The organism is Sulfitobacter noctilucicola, from assembly GCF_000622385.1.
Classification (GTDB): Bacteria; Pseudomonadota; Alphaproteobacteria; order Rhodobacterales; family Rhodobacteraceae; genus Sulfitobacter; species Sulfitobacter noctilucicola.
This window is the reverse complement of record NZ_JASD01000008.1, coordinates 349675-365714: the sequence shown is the minus strand read 5'-3', so window position 1 is coordinate 365714 and position 16040 is coordinate 349675. Positions and strand designations below refer to the sequence as shown.

Annotated in this window: 16 protein-coding genes, 1 tRNA gene and 1 pseudogene; 9 read left to right on the top strand and 9 right to left on the bottom strand. The window is 55.7% G+C overall.

The window, feature by feature from the left end; translation table 11 throughout:
* Positions 1 to 10 precede the first annotated feature (10 nt).
* From yihA to ttcA, 5 genes are all read right to left on the bottom strand, one after another.
* Positions 11 to 661 carry a ribosome biogenesis GTP-binding protein YihA/YsxC gene (gene yihA, locus Z946_RS0105295; RefSeq protein WP_025054692.1) on the bottom strand — a complete coding sequence of 217 codons (651 nt, stop codon included), beginning with the start codon at positions 659 to 661 and terminating at the stop codon, positions 11 to 13.
* Entirely contained in the window at positions 661 to 1398 is a 738-nt protein-coding gene (locus Z946_RS0105290; RefSeq protein WP_025054691.1) for an MOSC domain-containing protein, read from the bottom strand. The genes yihA and Z946_RS0105290 overlap by 1 nt, the downstream gene beginning before the upstream one ends.
* Complete coding sequence (gene yidC, locus Z946_RS0105285; RefSeq protein ID WP_025054690.1) at positions 1398 to 3257, bottom strand: membrane protein insertase YidC; 1860 nt, start codon at positions 3255 to 3257, stop codon at positions 1398 to 1400. The genes Z946_RS0105290 and yidC overlap by 1 nt, the downstream gene beginning before the upstream one ends.
* Before the next feature lie 163 nt (positions 3258 to 3420).
* Positions 3421 to 4962 carry a putative bifunctional diguanylate cyclase/phosphodiesterase gene (locus Z946_RS0105280; protein ID WP_025054689.1) on the bottom strand — a complete coding sequence of 514 codons (1542 nt, stop codon included), beginning with the start codon at positions 4960 to 4962 and terminating at the stop codon, positions 3421 to 3423.
* Between the two features lie 115 nt (positions 4963 to 5077).
* Entirely contained in the window at positions 5078 to 5902 is an 825-nt protein-coding gene (gene ttcA / locus Z946_RS0105275; protein WP_025054688.1) for a tRNA 2-thiocytidine(32) synthetase TtcA, read from the bottom strand.
* 63 nt (positions 5903 to 5965) lie between these two features.
* Here ttcA and Z946_RS0105270 point away from each other — a divergent pair, with 63 nt between their 5' ends.
* Positions 5966 to 6496 carry a DUF3833 domain-containing protein gene (locus Z946_RS0105270; protein WP_025054687.1) on the top strand — a complete coding sequence of 177 codons (531 nt, stop codon included), beginning with the start codon at positions 5966 to 5968 and terminating at the stop codon, positions 6494 to 6496.
* A gap of 9 nt (positions 6497 to 6505) precedes the next feature.
* On the opposite strand, the gene yidD is transcribed toward Z946_RS0105270, so the two are convergent.
* The 3 genes from yidD to rpmH are packed head-to-tail and all read right to left on the bottom strand — an operon-like array spanning position 6506 to position 7306.
* Positions 6506 to 6727 carry a membrane protein insertion efficiency factor YidD gene (yidD, locus tag Z946_RS21355; RefSeq protein WP_174416548.1) on the bottom strand — a complete coding sequence of 74 codons (222 nt, stop codon included), beginning with the start codon at positions 6725 to 6727 and terminating at the stop codon, positions 6506 to 6508.
* Entirely contained in the window at positions 6724 to 7149 is a 426-nt protein-coding gene (gene rnpA / locus Z946_RS0105265; protein ID WP_025054686.1) for a ribonuclease P protein component, read from the bottom strand. Before rnpA ends, yidD begins: the two co-directional genes overlap by 4 nt.
* Positions 7150 to 7171: 22 nt before the next feature.
* Positions 7172 to 7306, bottom strand: a complete 135-nt coding sequence (gene rpmH, locus Z946_RS0105260; protein WP_025045894.1) for a 50S ribosomal protein L34 — start codon at positions 7304 to 7306, stop codon at positions 7172 to 7174.
* A 306-nt stretch (positions 7307 to 7612) separates the two neighbouring features.
* Here rpmH and Z946_RS0105255 point away from each other — a divergent pair, with 306 nt between their 5' ends.
* From Z946_RS0105255 to Z946_RS0105235, 5 genes are all read left to right on the top strand, one after another.
* A complete protein-coding gene (locus Z946_RS0105255) occupies positions 7613 to 8347 on the top strand; it encodes a TVP38/TMEM64 family protein (RefSeq protein WP_025054685.1) in 735 nt (244 codons plus the stop codon).
* Positions 8344 to 9762 carry a dihydrolipoyl dehydrogenase family protein gene (locus Z946_RS0105250; protein WP_025054684.1) on the top strand — a complete coding sequence of 473 codons (1419 nt, stop codon included), beginning with the start codon at positions 8344 to 8346 and terminating at the stop codon, positions 9760 to 9762. Before Z946_RS0105255 ends, Z946_RS0105250 begins: the two co-directional genes overlap by 4 nt.
* Before the next feature lie 60 nt (positions 9763 to 9822).
* Positions 9823 to 11208, top strand: a complete 1386-nt coding sequence (locus tag Z946_RS0105245) for a sensor histidine kinase (protein ID WP_025054683.1) — start codon at positions 9823 to 9825, stop codon at positions 11206 to 11208.
* A 77-nt stretch (positions 11209 to 11285) separates the two neighbouring features.
* A tRNA-Arg gene (locus tag Z946_RS0105240) sits at positions 11286 to 11362 on the top strand.
* 130 nt (positions 11363 to 11492) lie between these two features.
* Positions 11493 to 11885: an Arm DNA-binding domain-containing protein gene (locus Z946_RS0105235; protein ID WP_338152241.1), complete on the top strand. Its 393-nt coding sequence runs from the start codon at positions 11493 to 11495 to the stop codon at positions 11883 to 11885.
* Here Z946_RS0105235 and Z946_RS21350 read toward each other — a convergent pair.
* Positions 11780 to 12416: pseudogene (locus Z946_RS21350) on the bottom strand (transposase family protein); the annotation flags it as partial. The gene Z946_RS0105235 and the pseudogene Z946_RS21350 sit on opposite strands and share 106 nt — an antisense overlap.
* Positions 12417 to 12661: 245 nt before the next feature.
* Between Z946_RS21350 and Z946_RS0105225 the strand changes: the two are divergent.
* The 3 genes from Z946_RS0105225 to Z946_RS0105215 all read left to right on the top strand — a co-directional run bounded on the left by Z946_RS0105225 (position 12662) and on the right by Z946_RS0105215 (position 16036).
* Positions 12662 to 13246 (top strand): ANTAR domain-containing response regulator, encoded by a 585-nt coding sequence (locus Z946_RS0105225; protein ID WP_025054681.1) that lies wholly within the window; start codon positions 12662 to 12664, stop codon positions 13244 to 13246.
* Positions 13243 to 14415: an ABC transporter substrate-binding protein gene (locus Z946_RS0105220; RefSeq protein WP_025054680.1), complete on the top strand. Its 1173-nt coding sequence runs from the start codon at positions 13243 to 13245 to the stop codon at positions 14413 to 14415. The genes Z946_RS0105225 and Z946_RS0105220 overlap by 4 nt, the downstream gene beginning before the upstream one ends.
* Positions 14416 to 14674: 259 nt before the next feature.
* Positions 14675 to 16036 carry a CmpA/NrtA family ABC transporter substrate-binding protein gene (locus tag Z946_RS0105215; RefSeq protein ID WP_025054679.1) on the top strand — a complete coding sequence of 454 codons (1362 nt, stop codon included), beginning with the start codon at positions 14675 to 14677 and terminating at the stop codon, positions 16034 to 16036.
* The last annotated feature ends 4 nt before the right edge of the window (positions 16037 to 16040 follow it).

Sequence of the window (16040 nt, the reverse complement as noted above, 5' to 3'; positions counted from 1 at the left end):
GTTGGGCCGGTTATTCCAGTGTGGCGATGATGGCACGAAGGGTGGGGATGCCCCAACCCTTTTCCGAACTGGTAACGACAATCTCGGGGTAGGCAGCAGGGTGCTTGGACAATGCTGTGCGCACCTGATTTAGCACTTTTTCCCGCTCTTTCTCTTTCACCTTGTCAGCCTTTGTCAGGACTGCCTGAAAGGTCACGGCAGAACTGTCGAGCAGGGACAGGATTTCCTCATCTACCTTTTTAACGCCGTGCCGCGCATCGATCAGCACAAAGGCGCGGCGCAAGGTCTGGCGGCCAGAGAGATATTGCTTGAGCAAGCGCTGCCATTTCTCAACCACCGGCACCGGTGCATTTGCAAAACCGTAGCCCGGCAAATCAACAAGGTAATGGCTCTCGGCGGCGGTGAAAAAGTTGATCTCTTGCGTGCGGCCCGGTGTATTGGATGCCCGTGCAAGGGCCTTCATACCGGTCAGCGCATTAATCAGGGTAGATTTGCCAACGTTGGACCGGCCGGCAAAGCATACTTCCATACGGTCAGGTGGCGGTAGGCCGTCCATCGCGACAACACCTTTGACAAAGGTCGTCTCGCCCGCAAAAAGCAGCCGCCCCTGTTCAAGAACCTGCGGATCATCTTCTTCGGCGACGGGAAAGGGTAGCTGCATTACAAGATCTCCAGACTGTCGCCGACGGCCACGGCTCCGCCGGTGATGACTTCCGCGTAGATGCCAAAATTTTGGTGACCAAGGATATTCAACGTACGCAGGGTATCGACATCGCGCTCCCCGGTTTCGGGGTTCGCTGTTGTGGCAAGGCACCGCACAATCGGCTCTTTGATCCGCAACACAGCAGCACCAAGACGGACATCCCGATCAACCCAACCGAACTCTTCCCAAGCGGGCACGCCGTCGAACCAGATATTGCCCCGCCAGCGCAGAGGGGACAGCGGTGTCTGGGCAAGTGTTTCAACCGCAGCGTGGGACGCGGTGTTGCAAAGGGACAAAGACGCGTAGGGACTGTCGGTATAACCGCGCGAAGGAAGTTCTACGACTTTGGCTGGCAAGGCGCGGTTCTGGGGAACAAGCGGCATCACCCAGTCAATCAGCGCCTTTTCATCCCTCGTCGGATGCACTGTGATCGTTGGTCTGTCAGGGTGCGTGAGTGTGATTTGGCCTGATGCCTCGTCCAGCGTCGCATTAACCGCCATCAGCAGCGGAGCTTTTGATCCACGGCTGAAATTTGCGCAGGCGACCCATTCGGCTTCTTCTACTTTGGCAGCTTCATGAGCAACGGCCCATCGACGGTCGAAGGGCATGGATTGCCCTTCAATCAGCGTGACGTGATCCAGACTTTCGCGTCCGTGGCTCTTTATCGGATGCCGATAGAGCGCGGTGATCTGCATTACTTGCCGCCTTTTTGCGTCGGCGCTTTGCTGTCATTCGCGGCAGCCGGTTTGGCTTTGCGCGAAAAGCTGGATTTGATGTTACCCATAAGGTCCGGCTTATACCCCTGACTGCGCATGATCAGATACTGCTGGGTAAACGTGATCGTGTTGTTCGCGATCCAGTACACCACCAAACCGGAAGCAAAGCTACCCAGCATGAACATGAAGACCCATGGCATCCAAGCAAAGATCATCTGCTGCGTTGGATCAGTGGGGGCCGGGTTCAGTTTCTGCTGTAGCCACATGGAAATACCCAACAGCAATGGCAGAATACCGATAAAGATAAGCGCCATAAACGATGTTGGTTCCGGCGCGGCCCAGGGAGCCAGACCGTAGAAGTTGAAGATGGAGGTCGGATCGGGAGCAGAGAGATCCTGAAACACGCCGAACCAAGGCGCATGGCGAAGCTCGATGGTCACAAAGATAACTTTGTAGAGCGAGAAGAAAATCGGGATCTGAAGAAGGATTGGCAAACACCCGGCAGCCGGATTCACTTTATTCTTCTTATAAAGCTCCATCATGCCTTGCTGCATTTTCTGCCGGTCGTCACCCGCATCTTTCTTCAGCTTTTCCATTTCAGGCTGAAGCTCTTTCATCTTTGCCATTGAGACATAAGACTTGTACGCCAGTGGAAACAGCACCGCTTTGATGATCAGCGTCAGCCCGATGATGGCCCAACCCATGTTGCCAATCAGCTTGTTCAACTCGTGCAACAGCCAGAAAATTGGTTTGGTCAGGAAAAAGAACCAACCCCAGTCAATGCTGTCGATGAATTTTGGAACACCAGCATCTTCGTATTCACGCAGGATCGCCCATTCTTTTGCGCCTGCAAAGAACTGTGTTGTCACTGTGGCGTCTGCACCAGCGGCGATGGTCTGCGTGGGCAGACGGGTCACGGCGCGGTATATGTCGCTGCGCACGTCGTATGTCAGCGCTTGGTCAAAGACTTCGCCCTCGCCAGGGATCAGAATGGCCTGCCAGAAATGGTCGGTGAAACCGATCCAGCCTTCGCTGACGTCCTGTTGAACGATGGCCTGTCGTCCCCAAGCGGGGTCGACCTCTGCCTCGGCAATGTCATCCCAATTCGTTTCGCTAAGCTCGCCATTGGCGATTGCAACGGCACCTTCGTGAAGAATAAAGAAATTTTCCAGATCGTCAGGCTCGGTATGCTGCACGATCATCCCGTAAGGGGCGACAGTTATGGGGGCGTCGCCACCGTTTTGAACGGATTGTGCCAATGAAAACATGTAGTTATCGTCAACAGAAATGGTGCGTGTAAAGACCTGACCGGCACCGTTGTCCCAAGACAAGGTAATCGGGCTATCAACGCCAAGATTGGTTCCTTCGCTCAGCGTCCATTCGGTGTCAGGGCCAGGGACCGCATCGGCCGCGATACCGCTGCCTGCCGCCCAACCTTGCAACGCATAGTAGGCATCCAGTGTTCCTTCTGGCGACAACATCGTCACAATAGGTGCGCCGTCATCAACCGTGGTGCGGTAATCCTTCAGCTGCAGATCATCGATACGCCCGCCCAAAAGCGAGATGGAGCCTGTCAGACGCGGTGTCTCGATCTGGACACGTGGCGCGTTCTCAAGCACATCGGCACGGGTTTGCGGAGCCGTCGCAATCGTCGCAGGGGAGGTGCCATCAATGGTGGCTGCCGGAACGGTTGCATCAGCGGGCAAATTGCCAGTTGTCTGTTGGGTCACCTCGGCCGGAGGAACGGGTTCTTCAGGCGGAAACAGGACAAACCATGTCAGGATCACGACAAAGCTAAGTGCCGTCGCAAGGATAAGATTTTTGTTCTGTTCGTCCATCGGAACTGCCACCTGAATGTCTGTCGAAAACTACGGTGGTTCAACAGAGTGCAGCCCTAAAGGTCAAGCGGATTCGGGTATTTTGCCAGTATAACGTATGGCAGTTGGGCCAGTTTGGGGCATCCCATCTGACAATCGTGGCGGCATAGGGCGATGGTTTGATTCAAAGGCCGCGCTTATCAAGAATGCGCGGAACATCCTGAAGCTTGGTCTTGTGCCGGTCTATCCAATCGAGAGTTTTCTCGAACGGCATCGGGCGTCCGATGCCAAAGCCCTGAACATGGTCGCACCCAAGCTGTGCCAACAGAACATGTTCCCCGACAGTTTCGACACCTTCCGCAAGCGTTTCTACACCCAGCCTTTCGGCCATGGTGAGAATCGCGCTGATCATACGCTGTTGTTCAGCGTCGCGGTCAGCTTTCATCACGAACGACCGGTCGATCTTGATGCGGCTGACCGAAAACCTGCGAATGGACGCAATCGAGGCATGGCCGGTGCCGAAATCATCCAGATCAATCCGGCATCCTAGTTTTCCCATCGCATTTATGTTGCGTGTAATCATGTCGTCGGGTGCGCTGGCGACAACTGTTTCAAGGACTTCAACGGCCAAGCGGTTCGGAGACAGATCGAAACGATCAAGCTCCCACTGGATTTTCTCAAGCAGCTTTGGGTTGGAAAGCTCTGAGCCGGCGAAGTTTACACCAACCTGCGGCACATTTACTCCCGCTCCATCCCAAGCCTTGAGCGCCGCGAAGGAGTGGTAGATCATCACCTCCGCAAGTCGTTCAAGCTGTCCTGCCTGTTCGATTGCAGGCAGAAAGTCCGCGGGGGAGATCATCCCGCGGTCCGGGTGATTCCAGCGGGCAAGTGCCTCAAATCCTGTGATCTCACCTGTATCTGTTGAAATCTGAGGTTGAAACCAAGGCTGAATTTGTCCGCCTTCTAGCGCACCGACAACATCTTCGCGCAAGGCCGCGCGCGCCTCATTGTCTCGTCGCATTTGGTCCGAGAATGCCCTGATTGCCGACGGTCCGCGCTTTTGGGCTTCACGAAGGGCGAGAGCGGATGCTTCCAGCCATAAGGCACCAGACTGACCTGGCGAGCGGCTGTGTTGGCAGAAACCGACAGAGGCCGACACATAAATTGCTGTTCCGTCAATCGATATCGGTTCTTCGACCGCAGATTGCAGGCGGCCCGCCATCTGAATGCACAGTTCAAGATCGAGATGGCGTACCGCTTCAGTACAAACAGCATAACGCGCATCAGCAAGAAGCCCGACCCGATCATCAGAGCGCAAAGCAGCAATCAGCCTGTCCCCGAGCTTTTGAACGACTGTATCCGCGGCGGCATGCCCGTAACGTTCGATAATCTGGTTGAAATCCTCGACCGCGAGACAAAAGATCGCGGCGTGGCGACCACTGTCCTGCGTGCGCAGGAACATCTGCTCCACCAATTCTTCGAACGCAGTGCGATGAAATATGCCCGTTGCGGTATCTTGCAGGTTCCAAGAGCGACTGTTGAAGCTACCGGCGACGAGATAAAGCACAGGCAAGAGACCAGCCAGAACGATCAACGCACCTTCGCCGCCGAACCAGAATGCGGCCAGACAAAGAGCTGGCAAAAAAGCGAACACCGGCGGTCCCATCAGTATATTCGTCGCCCGACGGCATAGCCGTTCGAGGGTGCGGGACACGGAATCCACCATCAATACCTCCTGCAAGCGGTTCAGTTACCGCGACTGGAGGCACCCTAATTCGAATGAGGTAATCCGTGTGTTAACAACACTTCAAAGGTTCGCCGGAATTTACCTAAAAATTTGCCTACTCTCGCGAAAGCCCAGCGAAATCGAATAAGTTCGGGTCTAGCAAATGGGAAGGTCGGGCGTTCATCAATGCACGGAACATGACCTGTCGGCGGCCGGGGCTGTTGGCCTCCCACCCGTTCAGAATTTGCTTGACCTGCTGGCGTTGAAGCCCGTCCTGAGAGCCGCAAAGATCACAAGGAATGATCGGGTAATTCAATGCGTTACTGAACTTCTCGCAATCAACTTCGGCCACATGCGCAAGAGGGCGATAGACAAAAAGATCACCTTCTTCGTTCAACAATTTCGGCGGCATCGTTGCCAAACGTCCGCCATGAAAGAGGTTCATAAAGAATGTCTCAAGGATGTCGTCCCGGTGATGACCAAGCACGACGGCGCTGCATCCTTCTTCGCGGGCAATACGGTATAGATTGCCACGACGGAGCCGCGAACAGAGCGCGCAAAAGGTGCGACCCTGCGGAATTTTGTCCATCACAATAGAATAGGTGTCCTGATACTCGATCCGGTGTGGCACACCCATCTTTTCAAGAAACTCGGGCAATACGGTCGCCGGGAAGCCGGGCTGACCCTGATCAAGATTGCAGGCCAAAAGTTCAACCGGAAGCAGCCCGCGCCATTGCAATTCGTGCAGCACTGCCAACAAGGTATAACTGTCTTTGCCCCCTGACAGACAGACAAGCCATTTGGTGTCCGGCTCGATCATCCCGTATTGGTCAATCGCTTCACGGGTCTGACGCACAATGCGTTTGCGAAGTTTCTTGAACTCGGTTGTTTGCGGTGCGCCTTGGAGGAGCGCGTGAATTTCATCGGGTTGATCAAGCATGGCTTTGGATTAGATCAACGCCCAGAGCCGATCAAGCGATTGATGAAACCAGTGGAGGAAAAGATGCGCCTTTTCGCGATCCTTTTAAGTATGTTGTTCGGTCTTGCTGCCTGTACAGGCAAGCCGTCGATGGATGACCCCAAGCTTTCCGATCGCGTGTTAAAGATAGAAGAGTTCTTTGACGGGCGTGTGCTGGCGACAGGTCAATTTCAGGATACCTTCGGAACGGTCAGACGTCGTTTCGACGTTGATATCAAAGGGACGTGGGACGGTGAAACACTCACGCTTGTTGAGGATTTCGACTATGCGGACGGAAGCACGGAGCAGCGGATCTGGCGGATGACGAAGACCGGCCCTGATACGTGGTCGGGTACGGCGGACGGTGTGTTGGGACAGGCGAAAGGCGTCGCGTCGGGTGATGCGTTCAACTGGGTTTACAGCATTGATCTGCCGGTGCCTGACGGAACCTTAAGGGTCAACTTTAACGATTGGCTGTGGCAGGTGAGCGATACGCGCGTTTACAACCGAGCCTACATGAAGAAATACGGTGTGGATATCGGTGAGGTTCAGATCACATTCGACAAGGTCAGGTGATCAGTCCATTTAGTCAGGTACATTGTCAATGCCACTGCTGCCCCATGGGTGACAACGGCAGATGCGGCGTAGTGCAAGCCATCCACCTTTGACACCACCATGTTTCTGCAGTGCTTCGAGTGTGTATACGCTGCAAGTGGGCTGGAAGCGGCAATTGTGGCCCACCCACGGGCTGAAGACGAGACGATACCCGTAGACAGGCAAAGCAAGGATGCGTGCCAGAACAGTCACGACTTTCGGCCATGCAGAATATCAAGTGCGTGCAAAAAGTCAGTTTGCAACTGGCTGAAGGGCAGGGTGGCTGTTGCGTCCTTGCGCCCGACAAGGACGTAGTCGTTTCCTGCAATACCGTGATGCGGCAGGGCAAGGCGGGCAATCTCGCGCAGACGGCGCTTGGCCCGGTTGCGGGCAACTGCATTACCGACTTTCTTGGAGCAGGTGAACCCAGTACGGACAATCGCCGCGTTCACGTTCTCTTCGGGGCGGCGCCGCCGCATCTGAAGAACAAATCCGGGTTTCGCCACATGTGCAGATCGTGTTGCACGCTGGAAGTCAGCGCGTTTTGAAAGCGTTTCTACACGTAAAGAAACCGCCGGAGGCATGTTCCCTTCGGCGGCAATCTTGCCATCCTCTGGGGCCTTCGGCGGTGTCATAACTGTCATCCTGCGGCGCGGTTTAGGCGCTCAGTTTGCTCCGGCCCTGGGCGCGGCGAGCATTGATGATCTTACGGCCAGCTTTGGTGGCCATACGCGCGCGGAAACCGTGGCGGCGTTTACGAACAAGGTTCGAAGGTTGAAAGGTGCGTTTCATCGCGTCCTGCTCCATCTAATACGTGGCTGACCCGGATTCGGTATGTCAGCGGCAATTCAAGCCCGTCCTTTACTGGTGCACCGGAGGCAAGTCAAACCCTGCGGACAGGAATTGGCGCAGATTTGCAACATTTCCTGCCAACACCTCGCAGATATGTTTCAGAACACGCTCCGCATCAATGATTTTGCCACCAAATCAACACCTATGTTCAAGCGACCGTGATCTACCTGTCCAAAGCACCACCAACAGGTCATTTAAGAAAGAGGCAAACGCGCAGTGACGCAAGGGGTATGATAGATGAGCGGTATGAGCGGTGTAAAACATGAGAAGTCCGGCGTGAGGCGTTATCTTCCGTTGCTATTGGTTGCAGCCGTGGCGTTGGTCGGTGCTTTCACTTTGCGTGATTATCTGAGCTTTGACACCTTGCGCGACAACAGGGAGGCGCTGATTGCCTTTCGGGACAGCAACTATCTTTTGACGGTGCTGGTGTTTCTGGCTGGCTACGTCATTGTCGTGGCTTTTTCCCTGCCCGGCGCGGTGATCCTGACGTTGACTGGTGGGTTTCTGTTCGGAACCGCCTTGGGCACGATCTTTAACATTACGGGTGCCACAATCGGTGCTGTGCTGATCTTTGAGGCCGCACGCATGGGGCTGGGCGAAAAGCTCAAGGCGCGCATGGACGCCTCTGATGGAGTGGTTTCAAAGATCAAGGCAGGTATCGACGAGAACCAGTGGTCGATGCTGTTCTTTATTAGGTTGGTGCCCGCTGTGCCCTTCTTTGTGGCCAATCTGATCCCCGCATTTGTGGGCGTTCCGCTCTACCGTTTTGCGATTTCTACTTTTCTGGGGATCATTCCGGGTTCTGTGGTGTTCACCTCTGTAGGCGCGGGCTTGGGCGCGGTGTTTGCCAGAGGCGGCACACCCGACCTCGGCATTATTTTTGAGCCGCATATCCTGCTGCCAATTCTGGGACTTTGCCTGTTGTCAGTGCTTCCCGTCATACTCAAAGCCGTGACCGGCAAGAAGGACCTTATCAAATGAAGCGGATCAAAACGGATGTACTCATTATCGGTGCGGGCTCGGGCGGTTTGTCGGTTGCCGCAGGTGCTGCACAGATGGGCGCGGATGTCGTGCTATTGGAAGGGCACAAGATGGGGGGCGACTGCCTCAACTACGGTTGCGTCCCGTCCAAAGCGCTGATTGCCACAGGCAAAGCAGCATATGGGCAGCGGCATTCAGCGCAATACGGCGTAGCAGATGCCGCCGGGGAGGTGGATTATGCCGCGGCCAAGGATCATGTCGCAGACGTCATCGCACAGATCGCGCCCGTAGACAGTCAGGAGCGGTTTGAAGGATTCGGTGTCAACGTGATCCGCGAATTCGGCCGGTTCATCTCCGAGAACGAGGTGCAGGCCGGAGATACAGTGATAAAGGCCCGCCGGATCGTCATTGCCACAGGTTCGTCTCCTTTGGTGCCGCCGATCAAGGGTCTTGATGGTGTGCCCTACGAGACGAACGAAACCCTTTTCGACCTGCGCGAAAAGCCCGGGCATTTGCTGATCGTCGGTGGTGGCCCAATTGGGATGGAAATGGCGCAAGCGCACATCCGGATGGGCTGCAAAGTGACGGTCATTGAAGGCGGAAAGGCGATGGGCAAGGACGATCCGGAGCTTGCTGCCGTTGTGCTGGATACTCTGCGCGACGAAGGCGTGGTGATTGAAGAAGATGCAAAAGCAACCGAGATCAGCGGCACAGCAGGCGCGATTGAGGTGCAGGCCGAGGATGGTCGTGTCTTTTCCGGCACGCATCTTTTGATGGCTGTCGGGCGCAAGGCGAATACGGACAAGCTTGATCTGGAAAAAGCAGGGGTAAAGCCAAGCAAGAACGGTATCGAAGTGGACGCCAGTCTGCGCACCACAAATAAGAAGGTCTACGCCATCGGGGATGTGGCAGGTGGCCTGCAATTTACCCATGTCGCAGGATATCATGCGGGCGTTATTATTCGCTCTATCCTCTTTGGCTTGCCGTCAAAGGCAAAAACCTCCCATATTCCCTGGGCAACCTACACCGAGCCGGAGCTTTCGCAGGTCGGAATGACCGAAGCGCAGGCGAAAGAGGAGCACGGGAGCGCAGTAGAAGTCGTGAGGTTCCATTACAACCACAACGACCGCGCCATTGCTGAACGCAAGACAAAGGGTTTCATCAAGCTGATGGTGGTCAAAGGCCGACCCGTCGGTGCGTCAATCGTAGGCTATCAGGCGGGCGAACTGATAAACCTGTGGGCGCTGGCACTGGCAAACAACATGAAAATGGGCCAGATTGCAGCTATGGTTGCTCCCTATCCGACAATTGGCGAAGTGAATAAACGTGCCGCTGGTGCCTATTACAGTCCACGTCTGTTCGAGAACGTGTGGGTCAAGCGCGTTGTCGGTTTTGTGCAGCGGTTCGTGCCATGATGCGGGCGACACGCGTCTGCGAGGGCGTCCCATCCGCCGGCGCGCAAGGTTAGAGCCCGCATGCTGAATTCCCTGTCCGGGCGGTTGCTGATCCTGACAACGATCTTTGTGATGTTGGCAGAAGTTCTGATTTTTGTGCCGTCTATCGCGCGTTTTCGCGAAGACTATATGCTCAACCGGCTGGAACGGGCGCAGATCGCATCGCTGGCGCTCTTGGCGGACGATATGCTTGATCCGGCGCTTGAGGACGAATTGCTCAAGAATGCCGAGGTGTTCAATGTGGTTTTGCGGCGCAACGAAGTCCGGCAATTGATGTTATCAAGCGATATGCCGCAATCTATTTCGCAAACCTATGATTTGCGTGACGCCACTGCGGTCGTCTTGATCCGCGACGCCATGATCCGGTTGATATCTCCGAAGAACGAAGTGATCCGCGTCATTGGTGCGCCTGTGCGTGAAGCAGGGCTGCTGATCGAAATTACCATGCAAAGCGGGCCGCTGCGCATGGCGATGATTGACTACGGCATGCGTATCCTGATTCTTTCCGCAGTTATCTCGGTCTTCACCGCGGTGTTATTGTTTTTGGCGATGCGAGCCTTGCTGCTGAAACCGATAGCCCGTGTTGTCGGCCATATGGAGCGGTACGCTCAGTCCCCAGAAGACGCCAGCCGCATCATCGAACCCGAAGCGAGCGTGACAGAGTTGCGGGCAGCTGAGGTTGCATTGCGCAGCCTGCAAACCGATCTGACACAAGCACTCAAGCAGAAGGAACGGCTGGCACAGCTTGGATCAGCCGTGAGCAAAATCAGCCATGACATGCGCAATATGCTGACAACCGCGCAGCTGTTCACCGATCGGATCGAAACGTCTGAGGACCCGATCGTAAAGCGTATGGCACCCAAACTGGTTGGCTCCATCACCCGAGCTGTGCATCTTTGTGAAAGCACACTTGCCTTCGGCAAAGCGGAGGAGCCTGGCCCGACGTTGACCGTAATCCCGCTCAGCCAGATCGCCGAAGACGTGATTGAAGGCGAAAAGTTCGCCAGCGGCGAAGACGCGATCGCATTCAAATGCGATGTTCCAGCGACCATGATGGTGCGTGCCGACCCCGAGCAACTGTTTCGTGTTCTTTCCAATCTGGTCCGCAATGCACGGCAAGCGCTCTCGGGGACGGCTGAAGGCGGTGAGATCACTCTCAGAGCAGTCGAGTCTGACGCAGCCTGGCAAATTGAAGTCGTTGATGACGGGCCGGGACTTCCCGCAAAGGCGCGCGCGCATCTGTTTACGCCATTCCAAGGCGGTGCGCGCAAAGGTGGTTCGGGCCTCGGCCTCGCCATCGCGGCGGAACTGGTTCGGGGTCATGGCGGTACGCTGGAATTATGCGGGTCTGACGAAAACGGGACGACTTTTCGTGTCACCCTGCCTAAGGGCGGCAGCATTTCCTGACGGATGACACACTCTTTTCTATTTGGGTGAAACTTGGGCTTGCAAACCCGTAACAGGGACATTAGACCGCGCCCAGTGGACCGATAGCTCAGCTGGATAGAGTACCTGACTACGAATCAGGGGGTCGGGGGTTCGAATCCTCCTCGGTCCGCCACTACTACATTATGAACGGTTTGATCTGGTCGCCTTGGGCGGCCTTTTATGTTTGTATGGTTGGGCTTAGTGGGCTTGGCCGATTGGCTTGAGTTTCTTTCGATGGCACCTACGCTTGTTCCTTGAGTGGGATGGAACAAGGTCTTTCTAAGATGGTCTTATCTGGCAAACTGACAAAAAAGTTGGTCGAGAGTCTTGGTGCTGGACGGCATGGTGATGGCGACGGTCTCTATCTGGTGGTGGACCCTTCCGGAACGCGGCGTTGGATTGCGCGAGTCATTGTCAAAGGGCAGAGAAACAAGAAGGGCGCACCGCTGCGCACTGCCTTAGGCTTGGGCGGGGCTGACATCGTAACGATCAATCAAGCGCGTGAACGGGCATTGGAATATCGCCGGATGGCTAAGCAGGGGTTAAACTCACGTTTCAACAGAATGCCGTTCTGGCGCATCAACCTGCCAACACGACGGTGGTCCACGTTCAGACCGATCTCCTTTGACTCTTCGGTCATGCGTGGACGGCCATAACTGCCCAAACTAAGCAGCGACTGTTTCTTGATGTGGGCCAACGTGACCAGATCAGATCGCTGTCCGCGACTGGCTGGTCGGCTGCAAAATGCGCGTAACCCGCGTGTGCTGACGCCAACGACATCACACAGCCGATTGGCAGGGAAATGGCCCCTGTGTTCTTCCCCTCTCGTGCCTGCAAAAAGGCACTGCCGGGCAGTGGACAAACCTAAGTCTCATTGCTTTAGGCCCGCAAAGAACTGGGTGGCCTTTTTTAAGATCTCCCTCTCATCCTTGAGGAGCCGGATCTCAAGCCGAAGCCGGTCATTTTCTTGGGCGAGCCTCAAATCCTCTTTCGTCACCACATCCGTGTCTTATGCGCCGTGATCCATTTGTTCAGCGTCGCCATCCCGACACCCTCCCTATCGGGACATTGCTGCGCAATACCCTGCCGGGCAATGGATCGTCAGCCACCTGCTTGCGCTTCAACCCGCTTGTCAGCGCGATCCGCACCGCATCTCGACGAAATTCGTCCGTCCTCATCAGTCCCATAGTTCGTCTACTTTGCTGCAGTAAATGCTATCAAAGGAGCGGCATCAAACCGCGACAGGTCCATGGACCGGATAGTATTCGCGAGATTTCAGCGCATAGCGCCGGGGTGGAATTGGCAGTATTGATACACAACTACCGAGCTTATCCCTGTCAGTTTCGCCACTAAATTGTGCATCCGCATTCTTTGAGAGGTAAGAGCGCCGCTTCTTCTTGCTTTTCTTCGGACACAATGGAACCCGAGATGAATGGAAAACGCTCTTTCAATTGTTATTGTTGAACAGGACACCGAAAGGGCCGAGCAGATTGTCGATGCGCTCGCTTCTGCGGGTCTTGGAACGATTGAGGTGCTGACACAGCGCGGCACATTGGCGGCGCGTATCAAGGCGATCAATCCCGACGTTGTGCTGATTGATGTCAGTGATCCCTCGCGCGATACGTTGGAAGAATTGACGCTGGCCGCTGATCCGATGACGCGGCCTGTGGCGATGTTCGTCGATCATGATGACGCGGGGCTGGCACGCTCGGCCATCGAGGCGGGCGTGTCCGCCTATGTTGTGGACGGGCTGAGCGCCAAGCGTTTGCGACCGATCCTCGATGCGGCGATCACACGGTTTAATATGTTCGGGCGGCTTCGCAAGGAGCTGGAGCAATCCAAGCGCGCCTTGGAGGAGCGCAAGGTGATCGACCGTGCCAAAGGCATTTTGATGAAAGCACGCGGTGTGGACGAGGAAGAGGCCTATGCCCTGCTACGACGCACGGCGATGGATCAGGGCCGCAAGGTCGCGGATGTGGCTCAGGGGTTAGTGACAGCAGCAGGGCTTTTGTCATGACGTCGATCTCGATTGGATATGTTCCACTGCTGGACGCAGCCCCGCTGATCATTGCGCAAGAAATGGGATTTGCCCGTGAGGAAGGTCTGGATCTGATCTTGAAAGCAGCCCCTTCATGGTCGTCCGTACGCGATATGCTCAACTTTGGCGCGGTGGACGCGGCGCATATGCTGGCCCCTTTACCAATCGCGTCAGCGCTGGATCTCGGTGCTGGAACGGCACCTTTTTGTGCTGTCTCGGTCCTTTCAATGAACGGCACTGTGATCGGTGTATCCAACGCAATCGCAGAAAAATTGCAGGCGGGTGGCCATGATTTTGGTTTTGAGGATGCCTCCGCAGCTGGCACCGCTCTTATAGCAGCGACACCAGTGCCCTTGCGCATCGGTGTACCGTTCCCGTTTTCAATGCATGCAGAGTTGCTGATCTACTGGCTTTCAGCATTGGGTCTTCCAGCTCCACAAAACGTTGATATTCGAACTGTTCCCCCTTCCTCGATGGCGGATGCTCTGGCCGCAGACGAGATTGACGCCTTTTGTGTGGGCGAGCCTTGGGGCTCTCTCGTGGTAGAGCAGGAGGTCGGACATTTGCTGCTCCCGTGCAGCGCCATCTGGCAAAGCTTTCCAGAAAAAGTCCTCGCGATGCGCACTGGGTGGGCCGAAGAAAACCCTGTTCTATGCGGCAAGCTCATTCGCAGCTTGGTCAAGGCCGCTGCGTGGCTGGCCAAACCGACATCGCCTACACTCACAGCTGAAATGTTGTCACGACCTGATTATTTGAATCTGTCTTGGGATATATTGGAGCGGGCCCTGACAGGGCATTTGGTAATCTCACCCCGTGGCGAGCGGCGTAATATACCCGATTTCTTAGCCTTTCACCGTGGTGCCGCAACCTTTCCGTGGCGCTCACAGGCAGAATGGATTGGGCTTCAACTGGCGCGGCGTACCGGACTTGACCGCGTACAGTCCATGAAGGCGGCCAGCAAAGTGTTCCGCCCAGACATTTACCGTGCAGCACTTGATGGATCAGGCATGGATGTACCGGGCGCATCCAGCCGGGTTGAGGGGGCCTTGTCCCACCCCACAGCCGTTGCGTCAGCATTTGGTCAAATCACTTTAACAGCGGACAGGTTCTTTGATGGTCGCGTTTTTGACCCAAGTACGCCTGAGTGATCAAAAAAGCGGCAACTTGCCCCACAGCATTTGCTGCAATGCAGAAAATATCCAATGGTTATCTTCTGTAGGGTTGCATTATCTCCCGAATCAAACCTTTCTGATCTCAGACGGGCAACGATGTCTGTCGTGGAATACCCCCAAAGATTGGGCTCCGTGAGCAATGCCGCTCGACCTTGTGCATCCTCCCTGCACAGGATCGAAGCGGCTTTTTTCGTTGTCTGGCTCTTGGCTGGACGCTCTTCCTAAGGAATTAACGATGCAAAAACTTCTCCTTTCCCTTGCGGCCACGACGGCCCTGTGCAGCCCGGCCTGGGCGCAAGATCTTGAAGTCGACGAGCTGACATTCGGCTTTATTAAATTGACCGATATGGCGCCATTGGCGGTCGCCTATGAGCAAGGTTATTTTGACGATGAAGGTCTGTTTGTAACTCTCGAAGCGCAGGCGAATTGGAAAGTGCTGCTCGACGGTGTGATCGACGGCACACTCGAAGGCGCACACATGCTGGCGGGCCAACCCATCGCCGCCACCATTGGCTACGGCACGCAGGCCAATATCATCACGCCCTTCTCCATGGATCTGAACGGCAATGGTATCACGGTATCCAATGAAGTCTGGGACATGATGCGCCCGCATATTTCCAGCATGGATGATGGCCGCCCGCAGCACCCGATCAGTGCCGAGGCGCTGAAACCGGTGGTTGAGGAGTTCGCCTCCCGCGGGGAGCCGTTCAACATGGGCATGGTGTTTCCCGTGTCCACCCACAACTACGAGCTGCGTTATTGGCTGGCTTCTGGCGGTCTGCACCCCGGTTTCTACAGCCCCGAGAATGTGACCGGCCAGATTGGCGCGGATGTCTTCCTCTCCGTGACCCCTCCGCCGCAGATGCCTGCGACGCTGGAGGCCGGCACGATCAACGGTTACTGCGTGGGCGAGCCATGGAACCAGCAGGCTGTGGCCAAGGGCATTGGCGTGCCCGTGATCACCGACTACGAGATATGGAAGAACAACCCCGAAAAGGTCTTTGGCATCACCGAAGAGTTCGCAGAGGCCAATCCCAACACCACTAAGGCTATCGTGCGCGCCTTGATCCGTGCAGGCATGTGGCTGGACGAGAATGACAATGGCAACCGCATGGAAGCTGTCGAATTGCTCAGCCAGCCTGAGTACGTGGGTGCCGATGCGGATGTCATCGCGGCCTCAATGACCGGCACCTTCGAGTATGAAAAAGGCGATGTGCGCGACATCCCTGATTTCAACGTCTTCTTTCGCTACAACGCGACCTATCCCTACTACTCCGATGCCGTCTGGTATCTGACGCAGATGCGCCGCTGGGGCCAGATCGCCGAGACGCAGAGCGATGCCTGGTATGACGAGGTTGCCAAATCCGTGTACCGCCCCGACATCTATCTGACTGCGGCCCGCAGCCTTGTGGATGAGGGTCTGGCGAACGAGGCGGACTTCCCCTGGGACACCAACGGCTACCGCCCCGCGACGCCCGAAGGCGATATCATCGACGGTGTGGTCTATGATGGTACTGCGCCCAATGCCTACATCGACAGCCTGACCATCGGCCTGAAATCAGGTGAGACGGTCAAGGGCGACGAAGTCGTCAACTGAACCA

Bases quoted from the DNA above. Each gene is read 5' to 3' on its own strand.
- yihA (WP_025054692.1), bottom strand. From the start codon at position 661: ATGCAGCTACCCTTTCCCGTCGCCGAAGAAGATGATCCGCAGGTTCTT.
- Z946_RS0105290 (WP_025054691.1), bottom strand. From the start codon at position 1,398: ATGCAGATCACCGCGCTCTATCGGCATCCGATAAAGAGCCACGGACGC.
- yidC (WP_025054690.1), bottom strand. From the start codon at position 3,257: ATGGACGAACAGAACAAAAATCTTATCCTTGCGACGGCACTTAGCTTT.
- Z946_RS0105280 (WP_025054689.1), bottom strand. From the start codon at position 4,962: ATGGTGGATTCCGTGTCCCGCACCCTCGAACGGCTATGCCGTCGGGCG.
- ttcA (WP_025054688.1), bottom strand. From the start codon at position 5,902: ATGCTTGATCAACCCGATGAAATTCACGCGCTCCTCCAAGGCGCACCG.
- Z946_RS0105270 (WP_025054687.1), top strand. From the start codon at position 5,966: ATGCGCCTTTTCGCGATCCTTTTAAGTATGTTGTTCGGTCTTGCTGCC.
- rnpA (WP_025054686.1), bottom strand. From the start codon at position 7,149: ATGACACCGCCGAAGGCCCCAGAGGATGGCAAGATTGCCGCCGAAGGG.
- rpmH (WP_025045894.1), bottom strand. From the start codon at position 7,306: ATGAAACGCACCTTTCAACCTTCGAACCTTGTTCGTAAACGCCGCCAC.
- Z946_RS0105255 (WP_025054685.1), top strand. From the start codon at position 7,613: ATGAGCGGTGTAAAACATGAGAAGTCCGGCGTGAGGCGTTATCTTCCG.
- Z946_RS0105250 (WP_025054684.1), top strand. From the start codon at position 8,344: ATGAAGCGGATCAAAACGGATGTACTCATTATCGGTGCGGGCTCGGGC.
- Z946_RS0105245 (WP_025054683.1), top strand. From the start codon at position 9,823: ATGCTGAATTCCCTGTCCGGGCGGTTGCTGATCCTGACAACGATCTTT.
- Z946_RS0105235 (WP_338152241.1), top strand. From the start codon at position 11,493: ATGGAACAAGGTCTTTCTAAGATGGTCTTATCTGGCAAACTGACAAAA.
- Z946_RS0105225 (WP_025054681.1), top strand. From the start codon at position 12,662: ATGGAAAACGCTCTTTCAATTGTTATTGTTGAACAGGACACCGAAAGG.
- Z946_RS0105220 (WP_025054680.1), top strand. From the start codon at position 13,243: ATGACGTCGATCTCGATTGGATATGTTCCACTGCTGGACGCAGCCCCG.
- Z946_RS0105215 (WP_025054679.1), top strand. From the start codon at position 14,675: ATGCAAAAACTTCTCCTTTCCCTTGCGGCCACGACGGCCCTGTGCAGC.